Source organism: Aquella oligotrophica (assembly GCF_002892535.1).
Classification (GTDB): Bacteria; Pseudomonadota; Gammaproteobacteria; order Burkholderiales; family UBA11063; genus Aquella; species Aquella oligotrophica.
This window is the reverse complement of the sequence record NZ_CP024847.1, coordinates 78642-98115: the sequence shown is the minus strand read 5'-3', so window position 1 is coordinate 98115 and position 19474 is coordinate 78642. Positions and strand designations below refer to the sequence as shown.

The window sequence follows — 19474 nt, the reverse complement described above, 5'->3', positions numbered from 1 at the left end:
TACTATAGGTAATATCGACGAATCAGATAAGATCTTAAATAAAGACAACTTTATCCCGAAAGGCTACTACATCTCCTTGAATATAGTTGATGATGTGTAATAAACTACCAATAAATTCTCTATAACTATTGTTATGATTAACAGTGTTGTAAATTGTTGCAGCAATTGGTACGTTAAATTAAGGTATTGCTTAACAATATGAAGTGTTTTTATGATTTATCCATTTCGGATAAAGTATGAATTTTTCAAAAATGTTAGAATACTAACGAGATAAATATTAACAATATCAGGTAAGTAATGAAAAGAAAAAATATAAATAGCTTATATTTACTACTCTTGGCTAGTTCAATCGCAGCTTGTAGTAGTGGCGGGAGCAGTGGCAGTGGGAATAGTCCAACCCCATCGGGAAGTGTATCTTCTTTGGTATTTACACAACCTTATGAGTTATCGAGCTTTCAGAATACATCAGGAAATGGTTATATAGTAGTAAGTAATAGTGATGAAAGTAGAAGTGTAGGAAATATAAGCTATACTCTTAATTCAGTAGTAGATGGAGCTACAAAAGTAAGTATAGACAGTACTAGTGCAGAAAGCTGTGCAGTAATTGAATCACTGGGGAGCTGTATCCTGAAACTAAATCTGGAATCAGGCGCATTTGGTGGCAGCTTTGTAGTGGGAGCAAGTAATAATAGCAACTTACTAAGCCGAATAAAACAGAGTTTGTCCACAAATCCTGAGACAGCGGCAAAAGCACCAATTGGGATAAATACTGTAGCAACAACGACCACTAGTGGGATAAATGGAATCCAGCTTAGTTATTATCCTGTAGTAAGTAATGATACAGTATTGGTAGTAATAGTAGGGACAGTATTGTCAAATAATACCGGAGCATTCAATAATGCTGTCCTAGTAGATGAAAATAACCAGCCATTAGCTCTTCAGAATGTGATAAGTAATAATCTAGGAGTCGGGGCTGCTAATCTTAAACAAGGCGATAGCTTTAGTATAACCGTTCCTGCAGCTTTAGAGGATAAGCCATTGTCTTTTAAACTCCAGATATCAGAAGTAGCAGCAAATGGAACAACAAGTAATATAGCTACCTCAGCAGCATTAAATACACTAACTACAGTCAGCAATCAAGCGATATTATATAATTATCCATCAACTATAGGACTAAATTCAATAAATGCAAACCAGACGGTGGCGGTAGCAAATATCGGTAGCGTAGCAGCAACAGCTTTTACAGTAAGTAGCAGCAATTCTTCAGTAGCAACAGTGACAGAACCAACTGCGACATTATCAATGAGTAGCAGAAGTAGTAGTGGAACATTGAAAGCAGATGTACCAACAGGAAGCACAAGCAGCTATACGGTATCATTGACAAATCCATCATCACCAGCAAATGAGCCATTTAGTATAAATCAAAGCTACAACAATGGTAAGACAATAATAACAGGCAGTATCAGCGCTACTAGTTCAAGTAGTCCATGGCCAACGCCGAGCCCAACGCCAACGCCAACGCCGAGCCCAACGCCAACGCCGAGCCCAACGCCAACGCCAGTAGGCCCTGGGGTGACTATTACTCCAGTAGCTAATTGGCAAACAATGATGGGTAGTGCTTATGCGTTTACAGCAACAATATCTGGAGGTAGTAGTACGATAACACCAACAGTAACTGGGTTAACTGGAAATACAGTATCACCAGCATCATGTAATCTTAATAGCGAAGTATCTGGCGCAGAAAGTTGTATATTTATCATTACACCATATACAGGGAGTAATAATTATTCTTACTGGAATCCTGCAAGTATTAATAATAGCATGAACGTAGATACACCAAGCACAGCTTATACACAATCAGGAATCAGTTTACAAATATTGGCAAATAATAATGCTATTATTAATGGTAATTCATCGCCTCAGACATTTAATAGCATATCTGGAATAGTAATATCACCATATACTTATTTACCAGCACCACAAGTCGGTGCATCGTCTGAAACTAATCCTGGGATTACTTGGGGTAGTGGTGGTACAGTAGCTACACGTTTTAGTGCTGGAACGCAAAATGGTGGTGGAACGTGTAATGATTCGCAAAAAGATAATCTAACAGGGCTTGAGTGGTTAAAAGATGCTAGCGAGATTTGTTCAAGTAAATGTACTTGGAGCGATAGCAATGCTAGCGGTAGTGCACAAAAAGCCGTAGCAGACTTTAATAGTGCAGGTGGTAAATGTGGATATACTGACTGGCGATTACCTACGCAAAAAGAATTATTAAGCTTATTTAATTATTCTGCGGTAGATGGTAATCAGGGAAGTTGGCTAAATCAACAAGGCTTTATTGGTGTAAAGAATGATGCTTCTACTGCAAATGCTGCTAAATATTGGTCATCGACAGTTGGTGGGTTTCCGGGAGATTTTATTCCATATGATCCTGCATGGTATGTAAACATGGCTAATGGCGATAGTGGATCAGCTGATCAATCACTAAGTTTTTATGCTTGGCCAGTACGTGGAGGGATACAATGAGTACTTTAATATTTGATAATATATTGGACATGATTCTATAAGTGCTAAGGGAGTTGATTTTAATGAAATACAATAAAAATGAATGGTTTGTAAATCACGCTAGAAACTATATAACGATAGTACTAGTAGCTTTGATAGGGAATATAAATGCGGATAATATTGCTTATGTATCAAAAACTGGACCATCTGCAGCCGGAGCTGGGAAAGAATGGCCTAATAATCGCTTTGTAGTAAATGGTGATTGTATAACCGATAAGCTTACAGGTTTGATGTGGGTAAAAAATGGTAGTTTACTTGGAGATGGAACTTGGGGTGATAGCGCTACTAGTGGCACTGCTCAGTATAAGGTAGCACAAATGAATACTAATCCTAGTGCCACTGGCTATCGCTTATGTGGTTATAGTGACTGGCGTTTGCCTGCACAAACTGAACTATTAAGTTTATTTAACTTTGCTGCTACAAATGGGAATCAAGCAGATTGGTTAAATTCTGCTGGGTTCTCAGGTGTAAACCCATCGAATTATTGGTCATCTACTCCTGGTGGAAATGGAGCATGGTATGTTAGCTTTGAGAAGGGTAACACTTCTTCATTGCCCTCAAATGATGGGAGTATAGCTTATATTTGGGCTGTACGCGGGGGTAAATAGTTATTTAAGAACCTGTTTAGAATCTTTTCAAAATTAAGCCTACAAAAGCAAGAGATACCATTTGTAGGCTAGTACCTAAGTATCTCTCACAATTTTTCCATAATCTACGGCATTTCTCAAGCCAGCTAAAGGAACGCTCAACAATCCATCTCTTGGGTAAAACCACAAACTGATGCAGCTCATTTCTTTTAACAACTTCAACTCTAGCATTTAATATTCGATGGACTTCGGTTGCAAAGCTATCGCCTCTATAACCTCCATCTACCAATATATTCTGTACCCCAGCCAGATTACGTTTGGCTCCTTCAAACATTAATATTGCTCCTGCGCGGTCAGTTACATTTGCAGTTGTAACATGAATAGCATGTGGTAGTCCCTGCGTGTCTACTGCAATGTGACGCTTTATTCCTGATACTTTTTTACCCGCATCATAGCCCTTATTCTCGGCTGTATTAGTATTCTTCACGCTTTGTGCGTCTACTATGCAGAAACTCGTCATTGCGTTCCTGCCATTTTCGGTACGTACTAAGCCTACCAATTTTTTTTAAGACTATCTCTATAATACTGTCTTCATTGCTTTCTGGCTTTTTTGCCCACATGTTAAAGTAAAAATAAACTGTTTCCCATTTTGGAAAATCACTTGGTAACATTCGCCATTGGCAACCACTTTTGAGAACATAGTAGACTGCGCAAAATACATCGTACAGATCTATTTTGCGAGGTTTTGTCTTTTTACGTGCTAATTCTAATTCTGGCAATATTAACTCAAATTGTTCTCTGCTTACGTCGCTTGGATATGATTTTCTCATTGTACTCGCTCTTTATTACTAACAGCCAGTAGTTTAATCCTTTTGGCAATTTAATTCCAAACAGGTTCTAAGAATGCAGGAATATACTACACTTAAATTTTTCACCTTAAATATTGAAAATAAAGGCTTCTGCCTCCTATGTTTGCAATCAATGTCAATAGTAAGCTAGTTTGTTTACCTAGTAACAACCTCTTTCAATAGTCTAAACTTATCCTGAATGTTAAAATTTGGTTAGATTAATTGGAGAGGTGGAAAATGTTTAAACGGCAGATTTCGATAATAATTAGCTCACTAGTCCTAATTAGTGGATGCGCTTCAATCGGACCTAAGCAGATAGATATTGATCGGGAAGCATATAATGATATAGTTCGTGAGACTGACTACGAACAGATCTTGAAAAATATTGTCCGTTTGCGTTATGCCGAGCCAACTTCATACCTAAAAGTAACTAGTGTAACCGCATCTTACCAATTTACCCGTAGTATTAGTGCGACTGTATCCGGGCAGGCAATGGGTTCGGGGAATAATGCCGTTAATCCATCAGTCAATACTGGAACATTAGGGGTTACCCCGTCAACCAGTTATTCTGATGCTCCAACTATTTCTTATGTGCCAATTAATGATGCAACTTTTGTTGCAGCCTTACAGCAGCCAGTTGATTTTCATGATTTGGCGCTTCTTGTAAATGGTGGTATTAGTGATGATGAGTTAATCATGCGTCTAGTATTTGATTGGGTGGGTGGACTTGATAATGCTTCTAGCGCGGCGAATGCTCGAGTTAAGCAGATTCCTCAGTATCAAGAGTATTATACTTATGTTCAATTAATGTTAAAAATGATTAAAGCCCGCCAGCTATATATTGATCCGGTTGAAATTAGTCATAGCAAGGCTGGAGTTATCATTGATTTTACCAAAGATAATTATCAATCTGCGGATGCGCTACAGATCAAGAAAATGCTTGATATTTCAGCCTCTAGCAAAGATATTATCATGACAAACCAGAATATTTATAATCTACGGATGGGTAAGACTGGCTTTATGGAAGAAGAAAATTCGCAGGATCTGGCAAAGAATCTCGTTTTTGTTCAGATGCGCTCGCTAAATGCGATGATGGCATTTTTATCCCATGCAGTTCAAGTACCAGAGGCAGATGTAAAAGCGGGCTATGTGCCAGAACTTAAAGATAGCAATGGCAATAATTATGACTGGAGTCCACTTATGAAGGGGCTAATGGAGATTAAGACTAGTGAAAGTGAGCCTGTAGGTGCATTTGTAAAAACCAAAGTTAATGGGCATTGGTTTTATATCAGTAAGTCAGATATTGATTCAAAAGCAACTTTTGCTCTACTTGTACGACTTATGAATATGAAAGCTGGACTTGGCGTAAATAACTCTCAGACATCCCCAGTCATAACCGTTCCAGTTGGTGCACGTTAATATACTCAAAGCATTTGGAGTGGATCGCTTCTTTCTCTGCTTTTCATCTTGATAAATAAGGCTATACGTTTTTGCATGCTTGTTATACATAAACGTATATTTACTTGCTCATGATCGTTTTATATAATACCGTTATCAGAAGATAAAACCAATTGTGGTAAAAATAAATTTTCAAGGGAATCATTATGAAACTAAATAAACTTTATCTGGTTGTTGCAGCTGGTGCTACTTTATTATCAACAAATGCTTATGCATGGCATAATGAAATTACTAAAAACTTTAGGGTATGTAATGAAACAGGTGTGCCAGTTAAAGTTGGATTGGCGCAGCCACATAATATTCAAGTTGAGGTTCCTGGTGGTGCGGGTATTAATACTAAATGGGAGTTTCCTTTGTCGGTTGGAGCTTGTGGAGTAATAAAAGTACAACCAGATTGGGGGGGATATGGCGAATTGACTAAATTCAGACTATCTGTATATCGTCAGGATGATAAAGCTGATGGTTCATCAAATTTTGCAGTAGATATCCGGAGTGCAACAACAGGGAAGCATGAAGATAGAACTACAGATGGCGGGCATACTAAGATGAATGTATTTAATGTGCATAGTGTCTGGCAAAAAGATGGCTGGAATATCCTAGCTCCAATCAAACAGTCTTATGTTTATGAGAGGAAAACTAAACAAAGATGTACTGGTGGCAGAGATCCATACTGTTGGACTGAAGAATACTTCACTGGTTGGAAAAATCATGACGAAGGAATAATTGGCCTCAAACAATTTGCAGATGGGGCAGGGCTTGCCCTACTTTTTTCCAAGAGTGATACTCAAGATCTATATTTAGTATCCGATTCTGGCAAAGATAATGATGAGTTGTCTCAGGTTCTTAACCATGAAGTATATGACAATTTTAATAAGTTGAATAATCAAGAAAAACAGCAAGCAATAAGAACAATTGACGATAAAGAAATTAATCTTAATGAGTTCTCAAAGTTAAAATTGTGTCAGGTATTTCAACCTAGCTTTAAGTTAAATAATAATCCAAACATTGAGATAAAAAGGAATAAGCCAATTGAATTAGATCCAATACAAACAGAAACACAAGAGGCTATTAATAATACATCCACAGCACAGGAAGGAAAAACATTAAAAACAATAATTAAAAACACAAATACAATTTCCACTCAAACTACAACAGGCTGGAAAGCTGGAACAAGCATCAAGTTTGCTGGTAGTTTTGGAGTTAAGGATATATCTAGTAAGAGTTTTGAAATAAATGCGAATTATGAATTTAACTCTTCTAATACTGAAACTAAGACTGAGGCTAAAGAGACTAGCCAAGAGTTACAACAGACGGTGAAGATTAATCCACGTACTAAAGTTAGTTACTATGGCAAAACATCAAGAGCCAAACAAACTGGTAGTTATAAAGCTGAATATGAATTGAAAGATTTGAAGCTACGTGCCAAAATAGCTTTAGATGGTAATTGTAGTAGTACGACCCATGCAAAAATTGATCCTTATGTGGTACTTTTTTCTCCAAATGCTGTCCTTGATAAAGGGCTTAGCGTAAATCATGTAAGTAAAAGTATTAACATAATTACAGCGGGAAATTACACAGGAGAAATTGGCTATCATCAAGAACTTGTTTGGGTTGAGAGTTCGATTGCTTTAGGATTAAAAAATCAATCAAGTAATCCAAAGGATTTTATCAAACCGCTTAATTAATCTAGCAATATTTAATGGTTGATTTAAAAAGTAATAACTCATCATATATGATGGGTTATTACTTTGATGGTTTTTTCTAATCTCTTGTATGCTTTATAAAGATTTATGTGATAGAGCCTATACTCTGTTTCTTAATGCATCTTTATTTCCCTGGTCTAAAAGCAGGATTATGAGAATAGTCTAATCTTGTAATCAGAGATTTTATTTATTAAGCAAGTCAAATCTGCCTAACATCATAACCTTATTCCAAGCTTTGACAAAGTCATTGACAAATTTCTGCTCATTACCATTTTCAGCATAAACTTGTGCCACCGCTTTTAACTCGGAATTAGAACCAAAAATCAAATCAACAGATGACCCTGTCCACTTCTGTTTACCTGTTTGTCTATCATAACCGATATATTCACCATTTTTGGTTGCTTTTTTCCATGCGGTTGACATATCAAGCAGGTTCACAAAATAAGCATTATTAAGTTTACCCGGTGTAGTTGTAAATACTCCATCACTAGAGCCTTGATAATTAGTATTTAATACACGCAGACCACCAATAAGCGCAGTCATCTCGGGCACATTTAAATTAAGCATACTAGCTTTTTCTACCAATGCCTGTGGTAGTTTATTTGGATTTTCACTACCATCAGTATAGTTTATGAAACCATCTGACTTGGTTTTTAGGTAATTTGTAGCTGCAATATCAGTTTGCTCTTGGGTAGCATCAGTTCTACCCGGAGTAAATGGAACTTGAATATTATAGCCAGCATTTTTAGCTGCTTGCTCAATAGCGGTATTACCACCTAAGACTATCAAATCCGCCAATGATACTTTAGTACCATCTTGTTTGCTATTATTAAAGTTTGTCTGGATAGCCTTCAGTTTTGCTAATACTTTAGCTAACTGAGCTGGTTCATTCATCGCCCAATCTTTTTCTGGAGCAAGGGCTATTCTGCCTCCATTTGAACCACCGCGATAATCAGTCTTACGATAAGTTGATGCCGAATCCCACGCGGTTCTCACTAACTGACTATTCGTAAGTCCAGAATTCAAGATATCTTTTTTCAGTTGAGCTATGTCTTGCGGTGAGACTTGTTTATAATTAGCTTTAGGTAAAGGATCTTGCCAGATGAAATCTTGCTGTGGAATCCATGGACCCATATATCTTGATTTTGGTCCCATATCGCGATGTGTCAGTTTAAACCACGCATTAGCAAAAGCTTTCTGGAATTCCTGTGGATTTTTGTAAAATTCCTCTGCATATTTGTTAAATACCGGATCTTCTTTTAATGCCAGATCAGTCGTAAACATCATCGGTTTATGGGTTACATCTGATTTATATGCATCAGGAACCATATTTTGTTGAGTAGCATTTGTAGGTACCCATTGATGAGCTCCACCCGGACTTTTTGTCAATTGCCAGTTTAGTGTGTATAAATTTCTTAGATAGTCGTAATTCCACATGGTTGGGCTTGATGTCCATGCACCTTCAAGTCCACTACCAATTGCATCTGCACCTTTACCGCTTTTATAGCTACTTTGCCAACCAAATCCTTGTTGTTCAATTGGAGCTTTGTCTGGTGCTGGACCAACGTATTTATTCGCAGGAGCTGCACCATGCGCTTTACCAAAAGCATGTCCACCGGCAATAAGTGCAACCGTTTCTTCATCATTCATCCCCATACCACCGAAGGCTTGGCGAATACCACTAGCAGCTCCGGCACGATCAGGTTTGCCATCTGGGCCTTCAGGATTTACATAAATCAATCCCATTTGCGTAGCAGAGAATGGTTTTAATAATTTACCATTTTTTACATTCGATGATAATACTTCTGGGCTAGCTCCCCAATTCGTATCATCACCCTGCCAATCATCTTCACGCCCAAAAGCAAAGCCAATTGGTTTCATCCCCATTGATTCCAGCGAAACTGTCCCTGCTAAAACAATCAGATCAGACCATGAAACGGCATTGCCATATTTCTGTTTTAATGGCCAGAGTAATTGACGGGCTTTATCTAAGTTAACATTATCTGGCCAGCTATTAAGTGGTGAAAAACGTTGTTGTCCACGATTTGCTCCACCACGACCATCAGAAATTCGATACGTCCCAGCATCATGCCATGATAAACGAATAAAGAATGGACCATAATTACCATAGTCAGCTGGCCACCAGTCTTGTGATTGGGTTAATAATGCTTGCATATCTTTTTTTAGCTGATTTACATCAAGCTTTTTAAATGCTTGGTGATAGTTATAATCTTTATCCATAGGGTTATCTACAGTATTTAAATTACGTAAAGGGGATAGATCCAGACTTGGTGAAGAGGCTATTGAGCTATTATTGTTATTTTTGTTTTTTGGGGAGTTACCTTCTGCCATTACATTAGTTATGGCTAGAAATACACCTGAGGCGATCAAGACTGAGATTATTTTCTTCTGCATGTTAAATCTTCCTTATAATAAAGTGAAAAAAAGCTACAACAAAGATGAATCCATCGATTGTAGCAGATTCAAATTTCCTTCAGGTCTTTTATGCCTGCTATGTGATTATTATAATTTACTTCATCTAGTCACCCTATTAAATTATTGCTATTATCTCGATAGTCTTTGTCTATAGATATTGATATTTGGATGACTTATAAAGGATTCTAGTTTCTTCCGCTAATTAAAGTTGTTGTAGCATCTTTACTGCACTTATAATAGTTTTATCAACTCCCAAAATTATATTCATCAATATCAACTAATATAAAAGATTTTTCCACTGAATTTATAAATATTATCTTATCAATTTGTGCCATAATTATGAATAACCTTTTATTGGATGGGTAGAAATGAAAAAAATTCAGATTAAAACAGTTTTAGGTGTATTACTTATTTTAAACATGCCATTATCTTCATATGCGGTAGAACAGGCGTCTTCAGCTATTGCTGCAAAGCCGCAGAATTTTGAAAACTGTCTTGATTTCTTACCCGGTAGATTAGATCAAAATTTGATGCTTGCACCAGCAAAAACTAGTAAACAAACAGCGAAAACATATATTCTACCAGCAACGCCGGCAACTACCCAATGGGGTTATTTTGACAATAAACAACCACCGGTACTTAAAATAAAACCAGGGGATTCAGTAGTTATAGAAACTGATGCTGCCTCTAATAATCAGGTAGTTCCTGGTGTAAGTGTCGATCAAGTTAAAAAAATGAATGATGCAGTTCCTGGTCGTGGACCACATACTGTAACTGGTCCAATCTACGTAGATGGCGCAGAACCGGGTGATGTTTTACAGATTCATATTAATAAAATCGTCCCACGCCCCTATGGCTCAAATAATAGCCTGCCAGGTAAAGGTCTTTTACCAGAAAAATTTCCAAAGGGTCAAATCAAATACTTCTATCTTGATACCAAAAATATGGTTGCTCAATTTGCTCCAGGCATTGAAATACCATTAAAACCATTTCCTGGCGTGCTTGCCGTAGCAAGTTCTACTAATGGAAAGCTGGATACAGCACCTCCAGGTAAATTTGGTGGAAATCTCGATCTGAATCAGTTGCAGGAAGGAACTACTCTCTATCTACCAGTATTTATCAAGGGTGGACTAGTTTGGACAGGAGACTCACATGCAGTACAGGGTAATGGAGAAGTAAACCTTACCGCACTTGAAACTGCGTTTGAAGAATTAAATCTTACGATTAATGTAATTAAAAATAAGAAACTTGATTGGCCAATTGCAGAAACACCTGATTCATGGATTACCGTTGGTTATGATACTAATCTTGATAAAGCAATAAATCTATTGAAGGCTAATACCATTCAATTTATTGCCGGGCAAAGAAAAGTCTCGAAAGCTGAAGCAGAGAAAATCATGTATGCAAATTGGAATTGTCCTGTTGCAGAAGTAGTTGATGGGGTCTTGGGCATGTATTGCATTGTGCCTAAAAAAGCAGATGCTCCCAAACCTGCTCCACTTTTATCTCAGGATAATAATGATTTTTATGTGACTACGGCGCAAAATAAAGATGCATTACAAGCAATGAAGGATGCTACTTGGGCGATGATAACCAAAATTGAAAAAGATAAAAAAATGACTCAACTTGACATTTATTCTCTGTTAAGTATGACCATGGATTGCCGTCTGTCAACCTATGTTAGTGGCGCCAAAGATTTTCATTGTGTAGTTCCCAAAAGTTTATGGGTAGATAGCAAATCTTCGGCACAAACTAGCAACTAAGCTAGGCTCTAGAAGATAGCAATAACTAATGATCCAGCGATTATTAATGCCCCACCCAAAATAATTGACCAGCTGAATTGTTCTTTCAGGATTAGGATACTAAGTGCAATGGTAATAGCTACACTCAGCTTGTCAATTGGTGCAACTTTACTCGCTGGTCCACATTGTAATGCTCGATAATAACATAACCATGAAAGCCCGGTAGTTATTCCCGATAATACCAAAAATAACATGTCTGAGTTTGATTCAAAACTTATTTTCTGCCATTCATTACGCGAAGTAATAATTAACCCACTGACAATCAGAATAACTATTGTGCGGATAAAAGTTGCAAGATTTGAGTTAATATGAGAAACGCCGATTTTTCCAAAAATTGCCGTTAATGCAGCAAAAGAAGCTGATGCAACTGAAAAAATTAACCATTTTGGTAAGGTGTTTATTGACATGAGATTACTCCTTAAAATACACTTAATTTCAGGAGCCATTGGTCAAATTGACAGTTATTAGGTGAGCACCACCACCTTGCAAGAACAAATTTTATCACATAATATCAAGCCCAATAGCGCATATATTCTGACCCGCATAATCTTTTGGTAATGTATTATTTTGACTATCCTTTGATCGATTTAAAAAATATTGACTGCAAAAATGGGAATAAAGTTTGCAAAAGTGGGAAACCAAAAACCATCTCATTTTGATATTATATTTGATGTAAGAAATTTTGTCAGAAGCTGTTTTTAATTATAGAGAAATACTATCACTATAATAGTAACAATTAATCATATGAAAGAAGAGCTCTAAACTATAATAACTACGTAGCATACATCAAAAAACTATTTTGGCTTTTTATTGTATTAGAGCTATTTAATCAATCATTTATAATTAACTTAAAAAGGACAAGGCTATATGAAAAATACTTTAAAATTAATTACTATTACGGCTTTAACTGCCGCAGTAGTAGCTTGTAATTCAGGTGGAGGAAGTAGCAGCAGCTCTCCTACGCTATCGATTACTTCTGTCACTGCACCAACAGGTTCAGCACCGGCGCAAAATTTGGGTGCTGGAATGGGTACTGGTTCGGTATTTGTCAATACTACAACAGGGAATCCATTATACTTATTGGGTAATGCTAATGGCTCTGTATATGCTCCATTAACCGCAGATACGGCTATGACTACTGGTACTAGCATTATCGGTGCATGGCTAACTTCGAGTAATATTCTGTTTGGACCAGCGCCAGCACCTAGTGATGTAGCTGTTTATTTTACTGCTAGTCTAATGTTGCCTTTAAATACTACTGGGAATACGGCAACATGGGAATCTGCTACACTAACCAATGTTAATCGTACCATTTGTTTTGGTAACCCACAAGCAGGGGCTAATGGTTGTGCGGGAAGCAATGCACCTACTGGAGCAAGACTAGTTAATAGTAATAGTGGTAATAGTCAATTCATGTTTGTTGGTTATGGACTACCGGGTGTTTCTGGTGCAGAATCCATCGGCTATAATATGCTTTCAAATAACTCCGGGCTAGGCACTCCAGTTGAGTCTGAATCATATGTTTCATTAGCCTCTTGTGTTGCAAGTGGAAGCGGTAAGGTTAGTGGTCAGGAAGCAACAACAGTTTCAGCGGTTGCGGCTTCAAGCTTCCAGAATAATCCATTATTCCTAGCTGGTACTAATTCTGGCGATGTTTGTGTAGGTATAATCCCAGCAAATGCTGAAGCAGATGCATTTACTAATGCTTCAATTGTTAACCTGACTGCAATAGTCAAAGCAGCTGGAGCGAGCTATACTTTCGAGTCATCACCAGTTGCAGCAAATTTATATCAGGCTACTGGTGGCTATAATACTCTTGGTGCGGTTAATGCGATTGCAGCAACTCCTCAAGGTAGCAATAATACTAATACGATAATTGCTTGGACTCAGGGTAGCAGTGCCGTTTATGAAGCTACATTAACTAGTAGTGCTAGCGGATCTTACGGGTTTGCTAATCTGACTGATAGTACAAAATATGCCAATGTTCCATCTAATGTATCGGTGATTTATGTGGATTATAGCAATAACATTTATGTAGGAACATTTAATAATCAAGTCTATGTATTACCAAATGGTTCTACTACATGGCTAAGTATTGCAGTTCCTAATCTTGCTGCTGGCTCACAGATTTATAATTTCTCTGCAGGTTATAATGGCAATGTATATGCTTATACGGCGAATGGGACAACTTCAGCAGTGTATTCACTAAGCTTCTAGTTCTTTCCCACCTTTCTCATTGAAGCAACATGGATTTTAAATCCGTGTTGCTTTTTATATCATATGGCTTCCCATTTACACCTTCTCATTTTCTAAATTTCTATAATAGACCTTATGGTCTGATGGTAGCTTCATTTATGGTCAGTTATTATCAAACCTGAAGTTAATGTATTGACAATTTCAGTTGTATATTCTAATGTTACGGCTGTATAATAACCATATATGAGAAACAAAATTAAAAATGACACGATTGTCATAATGGATGAGCAACATACATTACCTAAGAAAGCAGGTAATGGAATTTTACGATATTTCCTGACAGTTGATAATACTGGCAAGCTTTTACGCTATAGCTTAGCTTATATTAACTATCAGCCATATTCATTGGATAATGGTAGAGTAATCGGCTATGATAATGACCATAGCTATCACCATCGGCACTGTATGGGTGTCGTTGAACCAGTTAAATTTAGTAGTTATGAACAGATCTTAGATCAGTTTGAACAGGAATGGAGGGATTATCATGAAAGACTTAAATAATGTAATAATCAGAACTGGTACTACTCAAGAGTTCTTTGATAATGTGCGTAAGACTATGCGAAAATTAGATGAAGGTAAGCCTGTTGAACCGTCGGCTCATACTATTACCTTTGAAGACCCAACAGATATGTTACATTTTCTTAATCAGGCAAAACTGAACCTTATCAATGTAATTAGAGATCACCCAGATTCAATTACAAACATTGCTAAAAGAGCAAATCGCAGTAGAGAGTCTGTTTCTCGAGACATCAAAGAAATGGCTAAATATGGCTTAGTTAAGATAATAAATTCTGTTAATCCTGGGCATGGACGTCAGAAGATTATTGAATTTGTCGCAAATCAAGTAAAGTTAGAAGCTATAATTTAATGCTATTTTAGGGTATACAACATGGATTATCCTGGTGAAAAATTATTAATAAAAATGTGGGAGTCTCTTGTAGATAAAGGGGTTGGTAGTCTTTTAAAACCTTGGCAAATGAGGCGAGAAGGCGAAACTTTGCGCGAATGCCAACGCAAAGACAAATTGATGATTGCAAAAACAGAAGAGGATATTGAAAAGCTAAAGGATGGTAAATTAATCATAGATTCTAATTATAACCTATTGCCAGTAACATCAGGGGCAACTATTTTAAATGATGATAATTGTATAGATTTAAGCCGTCTAGTAAAGCAATCAATTATAGATGAAATACCAAAAGTAATTTCCCAAAAGGTAAATGTTAGTAAAGCGATACTACATGCAGAGGAAGTTCTCATGGATGATCATGATGAACCTTCTGCAGATCCTATTGACCTAGATTGGCTAAATCAATGGGCTGAATATGTAGGTAACATTTCTTCTGAGCAATTACAGTTTTTGTGGGGCAAAATCTTAGCAGGAGAAGTAAAATCTCCGGGGAAATACTCCCGAAGGACGTTATCCTTTATAAAGGATTTAAGTCAAAAAGAAGCAGAACTAATAGCAAAGATAGCTCCATTTGTTACCCAGAATTACATAGTAAAAAATGTTGGTAGCACTAAAACAAATATTTCTATTGATAATTTATTAAGTTTAGAAGCAATGGGGATTCTCAATGCGTCAAGTTCGGGAATTGGGGGAGTAAGTATGGTTTTTAGTTCAGATCGTCCTGATAAATATGAGAAAGCTTTGGTATATGGAAATACACTTCTTATAATTAATGCTAGTGATGCTGCTAAAAAGCTTGAGTTACCAGTCTACTCAATAACATCACTTGGTACTGAAGTTATTGGTATTGGAAATTTCTCAATTAATGAAGAGCACTTACTAAATATTGAAAAGTTTATAATAAGCAAGGGTTTTGAGGTGAAGACAACCAAACAATTTTATTATAATTCGGATGGAGCGATTGTTGCGAGGAACCTAACTAATATTACTATCTAGATTAAAAAAAGGACGCTAAGCGTCCTTTCTTTATTTACATTGCGGTAAACTATTTCCCACTAGCGGTGCATAATTATCCGCATTAAATCCTATATAGCCAGCGGTAGTGGCATTAACCCATGCTGGTTTAGTTAGTCTTAGAATAGAACCAGTGACTGTAACCGTAAATGCACCTTTATCAATCCGGACTTTTGCTAAATCAATCCCCGTATTCGCAAAATCCAGATCAATATTTGGCTTATCGGTTGCAATATCAAATCCCGCCCACCATGGGTTGGCACCACTCTGTTTTTTTACCGTACAGTTGCTAAGCGGAGTTGCTTCTACAAACCAGAGATAGGCGTTCTGAATATTTGAATTGGTTTTTACATAAATCCGGTTACTATTAGCATCTTTTACCGGAGTTATTTTGCCATTTGTATCGACTCCTATTGCCAGATCGCCATTTAGTGCATTAATCTGGTTTGCTAATGCATATGTCCATTCATTTGCTGATTGAAGGGATGAATTAATCAGCATGCCATTTGTTGGATAGTAAATGTCCTGTCCATTTTTAAATACTGCACGAATTGATATTTTATCGCCGACCTGTAGGGCTTTTGCTTCGTGAGTAAGTAAACCCAAATCACGCCAGACTGAGGTTACAGCTGGTTCGTGAATAATAACTTTAGAGGTACTTGAGTTACCATTTTTATTACTAACTAGAAGAGAGACTGTCAAGTCATTTCGTTCTTTTGGGTTAGCATAAAATAAAGTTGTTTTGGCAAGCTTTGCATTCTGGATGCTATATAAAGAGGTATTAGCAGCACTAATACTCCATGAGTAGCTAAGACTCTCACCTTGTGACGAACTTCCATTTAATGTTAATGAGCCAGCACCAGTAATTTTGTCACTGGATGGTTCAATATTAATCTTCGCGACAACTGGGGTTACTATAGTTGATTCGCCACCTGAAAATACCACATCCATGCAAGAATGGAACCGCTCATAAGTTGAAGGAGTTCGCCCCCATTCACCATAGATAACATGCCGTCCTTCTCTCTTGGGTACATTACAGAGCATTTTGAATTTGTTGGCTGCATAATCAGCTTGTAACGTTGATGTTGATTGACCTGTCCATTTTATCTCACAAAATGGTGTAGATTCAAAATCATTCCAGCTTAGTGGCTTACCTACCTGATATTTGAAATCAGGTTTAGTTATCCAGTAACGAAACTGATCCGTATCACTAAAGTGTGGACCAAAAGAAATATTCCAGACAAACTGGTTGGAGCCGGATTTCATATTACTAGTTGGCCAGTTAATTGGCTCATCCCAAAGAGTTTTACCATGTCCAAATGCTTCACTATCAAACCCGCAAACATTTTTTGGCAAAGGTCTGACTTCTTTTGCTCCTTTAGTATGACTTAAAATACTCATATAGTTATAGCCATCATTATTAATACTACCATCAGGCATGATAAATACTGCCGCACACTCCTTATATTGTGGCGTACCATATAAAATTTGATCTGGCTTGGTAACTGCACCGCAAAAATAATTCCGTGATGGTGGCTGTTCAATATAACCGTGGGCAAATACATTGCTACTAATTATGCTTGATGCTATTGCTAACATTATCAAATATGTTTTCTGGGTATGCATGAGATACTCCTTCCCTTGAGAGTAATTTAAAACCTATAGGCAGAAACTTTCAAACTATCTCCCTCATACATCTGAAAGTTTCTGATTTTGCCGGCAAAATGGATATAGGGTTATTGTAATGTAAAATCATGACAAATTTAAATAGCTAAAAATGTATAAGTCTTATACGTTTTTTTGGTATATCATAATGGATAGGAGGAATTATTATGCAATTAATCAGTGTTTGCGAGTATTTACTAGTTAGGCTAGCTGAGCTAGGTATTTCTGATATCATCGGTGTTCCGGGAGATTTTAATCTGGGGATTGTCGAGAAAATAGAACATGATGACAGATTTAGATTTATCAGTGAATGTAATGAGTTAAATGCTTCATATGCCGCAGATGGTTATGCCAGAACTCATGGGATTAGTACGCTGATTACTACTTATGGTCCCGGTGAATTAAGTGCGGTAAATGGTATTGCTGGTGCTTATGCCGAACGAGTTCCGGTACTGAAAATTACAGGTGGTATCGCGCTTAGTAAGATAGCAAAGAAATTACCGCTACATCATACACTTTTAAATGGTAAATATGATCAATCATTGAAAATCTATGAGCAGATAACTTGTGCCCAAGGATTAATTACTTTTGATAACCCCGGTGAACAGATAGATCGTTTGATTAACGCCTGTATCAGACATAAACAGCCTGTCTATATGCAAATTCCCCAAGATTTGGCATTACACATGATTCCTGCTCCTACGGCTAAAATTAAGCTTAATGTAAATGAACCACTAACTGATTCTGAAGCGAAGATTGTTGATCTAATTCATCAGAAGCTCCTCAATGCAAAAAATCCAATAATTATCGTTGGTGATTTGATTGATCGTTATAATCTAGGGCAAGAAATTGAGACTTTTCTTGCAATTAGAGGAATACCTTTTGTCCTTAGTTGGGCGGTCAAAGGGCTAATTCGTGAAGAGCTTGCCAATTATGGTGGGGTTTATGCTGGCGAATTTTCTGTGCATCAGGTACGGGAATTTGTTGAAAGTAGCGATTGCATTATTTCGCTCGGTATGTTTAACTGTGAGATTAATCTTGGTGAATTTAGCGCCAATCTCCCGCAAGATAAACTCATTGACATTCAGCTAGATAGTGCGGCCTATAATAATGAGTCATTTACAATTACTAATTTTACTAGCGTAATTACTGCTATTACTGAGCTTCAGATTAATCGTAGGTTTAATGAAATTACGCATAATCCTAATTATCAGACTAGCGCAAATCTGCCAGCAAATACTATTCTCCACGACCACATTATTGATGAGGCTGGCAAATTCCTTGCCGAAAATGATACCCTAATTCTTGAAACCGGGACGATCTCTTTTACTGCTGGTTATTACAAAGTACCAGCTAAGGTAAAGGTTATTAGCAGTGTCAATTGGTATTCAATCGGGTATGCACTAGCTGCAACTAGTGGGGTAGCCCTTGCCAAAAAAACTGGGCGGACACTATTGATTACCGGAGATGGTTCGCTACAAATGAGTGTCCAGGCAATTTCTACCATGTTACGCTACGACTTAAAGCCGGTAATTCTGATTCTAAATAATGAGGGTTACACGATTGAACGGGCATTTCTTGGCGAAAATTCCTCCTATAATGATGTTCAGATCTGGAACTATACTTCATTAGCAGATTCATTCGGTGGTAATGCTTATACTAGGATAGTAACTAATGCTACGGAATTGGAGCAGGTTTTAAATCAGGCAAAACAGCAAACTGATAAAATGTGGCTGATTGAGGTGAAAATGGGCAAATACGAATATCCGTCAGCGTTATTAAAACTTGCCGAATTAGTAGTCAAACAAAGAGAGAGTCAGGGAAAATGAAAAAATTTAATTCGGAAATGGCTTTATTGCTTTTATTTTTGGCGGGTGGGGCAAATGCGCTGACAGTTCAGTTGATTAACTGTTCAGAATCACAAGCCCAATATCAAATAACTACTGGGAAAGAAAAGTTACAAAATAGCGTCCTTAATATAAATGAGAGTAAAATACTTACTTTGCAAGTAGATTATACGCATCCTAAATCAAAGGCTAACCAGATGTTAACGGTTAGTTATATTGATAATCATAAGAGCATTACTTCTACTATAATTCCAGCGTTTAGTAAAATGTGTAGTCATCTACATGGGGTTAGCAAAAAATGTTATGCATTTGATTATACTCCTTACGAGAGTGAGCCGTTAGCACTACATTTATGTTCAAGAAAATAATATAATTTTAGCTAG

General features: G+C 37.1%; 15 protein-coding genes. 11 read left to right on the top strand and 4 right to left on the bottom strand.

From position 1 onward, the window contains the following. The first annotated feature begins 297 nt into the window (after nt 1–297). Together CUN60_RS00450 and CUN60_RS00445 are read left to right on the top strand one after the other, a co-directional pair. Complete coding sequence (locus CUN60_RS00450; RefSeq protein WP_102950129.1) at nt 298–2529, top strand: Lcl C-terminal domain-containing protein; 2232 nt, start codon at nt 298–300, stop codon at nt 2527–2529. 62 nt (nt 2530–2591) lie between these two features. Continuing rightward, complete coding sequence (locus CUN60_RS00445; RefSeq protein ID WP_102950128.1) at nt 2592–3176, top strand: Lcl C-terminal domain-containing protein; 585 nt, start codon at nt 2592–2594, stop codon at nt 3174–3176. 16 nt (nt 3177–3192) lie between these two features. Here CUN60_RS00445 and CUN60_RS00440 read toward each other — a convergent pair. Beyond that, a protein-coding gene (locus CUN60_RS00440; protein WP_425266149.1) for an IS5 family transposase occupies nt 3193–3985 on the bottom strand; the annotation gives its coding sequence in 2 pieces (ribosomal slippage) (nt 3193–3691 and nt 3690–3985; 795 coding nt in all). Nucleotides 3986–4240: 255 nt separating this feature from the next. Here CUN60_RS00440 and CUN60_RS00435 point away from each other — a divergent pair. Together CUN60_RS00435 and CUN60_RS00430 are read left to right on the top strand one after the other, a co-directional pair. Next, a complete protein-coding gene (locus tag CUN60_RS00435) occupies nt 4241–5422 on the top strand; it encodes a hypothetical protein (RefSeq protein ID WP_102950126.1) in 1182 nt (393 codons plus the stop codon). A 185-nt stretch (nt 5423–5607) separates the two neighbouring features. Beyond that, nucleotides 5608–7146 (top strand): ETX/MTX2 family pore-forming toxin, encoded by a 1539-nt coding sequence (locus CUN60_RS00430; RefSeq protein ID WP_102950125.1) that lies wholly within the window; start codon nt 5608–5610, stop codon nt 7144–7146. Between the two features lie 201 nt (nt 7147–7347). Here CUN60_RS00430 and katG read toward each other — a convergent pair whose 3' ends face one another. Continuing rightward, nucleotides 7348–9579: a catalase/peroxidase HPI gene (katG, locus tag CUN60_RS00425; protein ID WP_102950124.1), complete on the bottom strand. Its 2232-nt coding sequence runs from the start codon at nt 9577–9579 to the stop codon at nt 7348–7350. A gap of 389 nt (nt 9580–9968) precedes the next feature. On the opposite strand from katG, the gene CUN60_RS00420 reads away from it, so the two are divergent. Beyond that, on the top strand, nt 9969–11363 hold the full coding sequence (locus CUN60_RS00420) for an acetamidase/formamidase family protein (RefSeq protein WP_102950123.1): 1395 nt from the start codon (nt 9969–9971) through the stop codon (nt 11361–11363). 8 nt (nt 11364–11371) lie between these two features. Here the strand turns inward: CUN60_RS00420 and CUN60_RS00415 are convergent, their stop codons facing one another. Further along, nucleotides 11372–11809, bottom strand: coding sequence for an EamA family transporter (locus CUN60_RS00415; protein ID WP_102950122.1), 438 nt, complete (start codon nt 11807–11809; stop codon nt 11372–11374). Nucleotides 11810–12269: 460 nt separating this feature from the next. Between CUN60_RS00415 and CUN60_RS00410 the strand changes: the two genes are divergently transcribed. The 4 genes from CUN60_RS00410 (at nt 12270) to CUN60_RS00395 (ending at nt 15561) form a co-directional block, all read left to right on the top strand. Further along, complete coding sequence (locus CUN60_RS00410) at nt 12270–13619, top strand: hypothetical protein (RefSeq protein ID WP_102950121.1); 1350 nt, start codon at nt 12270–12272, stop codon at nt 13617–13619. 222 nt (nt 13620–13841) lie between these two features. After that, entirely contained in the window at nt 13842–14159 is a 318-nt protein-coding gene (locus tag CUN60_RS00405; protein WP_102950120.1) for a toxin-antitoxin system TumE family protein, read from the top strand. Further along, nucleotides 14143–14526 (top strand): HVO_A0114 family putative DNA-binding protein, encoded by a 384-nt coding sequence (locus tag CUN60_RS00400; protein ID WP_102950119.1) that lies wholly within the window; start codon nt 14143–14145, stop codon nt 14524–14526. Before CUN60_RS00405 ends, CUN60_RS00400 begins: the two co-directional genes overlap by 17 nt. 21 nt (nt 14527–14547) lie before the next feature. Beyond that, entirely contained in the window at nt 14548–15561 is a 1014-nt protein-coding gene (locus CUN60_RS00395; protein WP_102950118.1) for a DUF2806 domain-containing protein, read from the top strand. A 30-nt stretch (nt 15562–15591) separates the two neighbouring features. On the opposite strand, the gene CUN60_RS00390 is transcribed toward CUN60_RS00395, so the two are convergent. Then, on the bottom strand, nt 15592–17205 hold the full coding sequence (locus tag CUN60_RS00390) for a lytic polysaccharide monooxygenase (RefSeq protein WP_102950117.1): 1614 nt from the start codon (nt 17203–17205) through the stop codon (nt 15592–15594). A 206-nt stretch (nt 17206–17411) separates the two neighbouring features. On the opposite strand from CUN60_RS00390, the gene CUN60_RS00385 reads away from it, so the two are divergent. Beyond that, nucleotides 17412–19073, top strand: coding sequence for an alpha-keto acid decarboxylase family protein (locus CUN60_RS00385; RefSeq protein ID WP_102950116.1), 1662 nt, complete (start codon nt 17412–17414; stop codon nt 19071–19073). After that, the gene (locus CUN60_RS00380) at nt 19070–19459 is read left to right on the top strand and encodes a hypothetical protein (RefSeq protein WP_102950115.1); all 390 of its coding nucleotides are present in this window, start codon (nt 19070–19072) and stop codon (nt 19457–19459) included. Before CUN60_RS00385 ends, CUN60_RS00380 begins: the two co-directional genes overlap by 4 nt. Nucleotides 19460–19474: the final 15 nt, after the last annotated feature.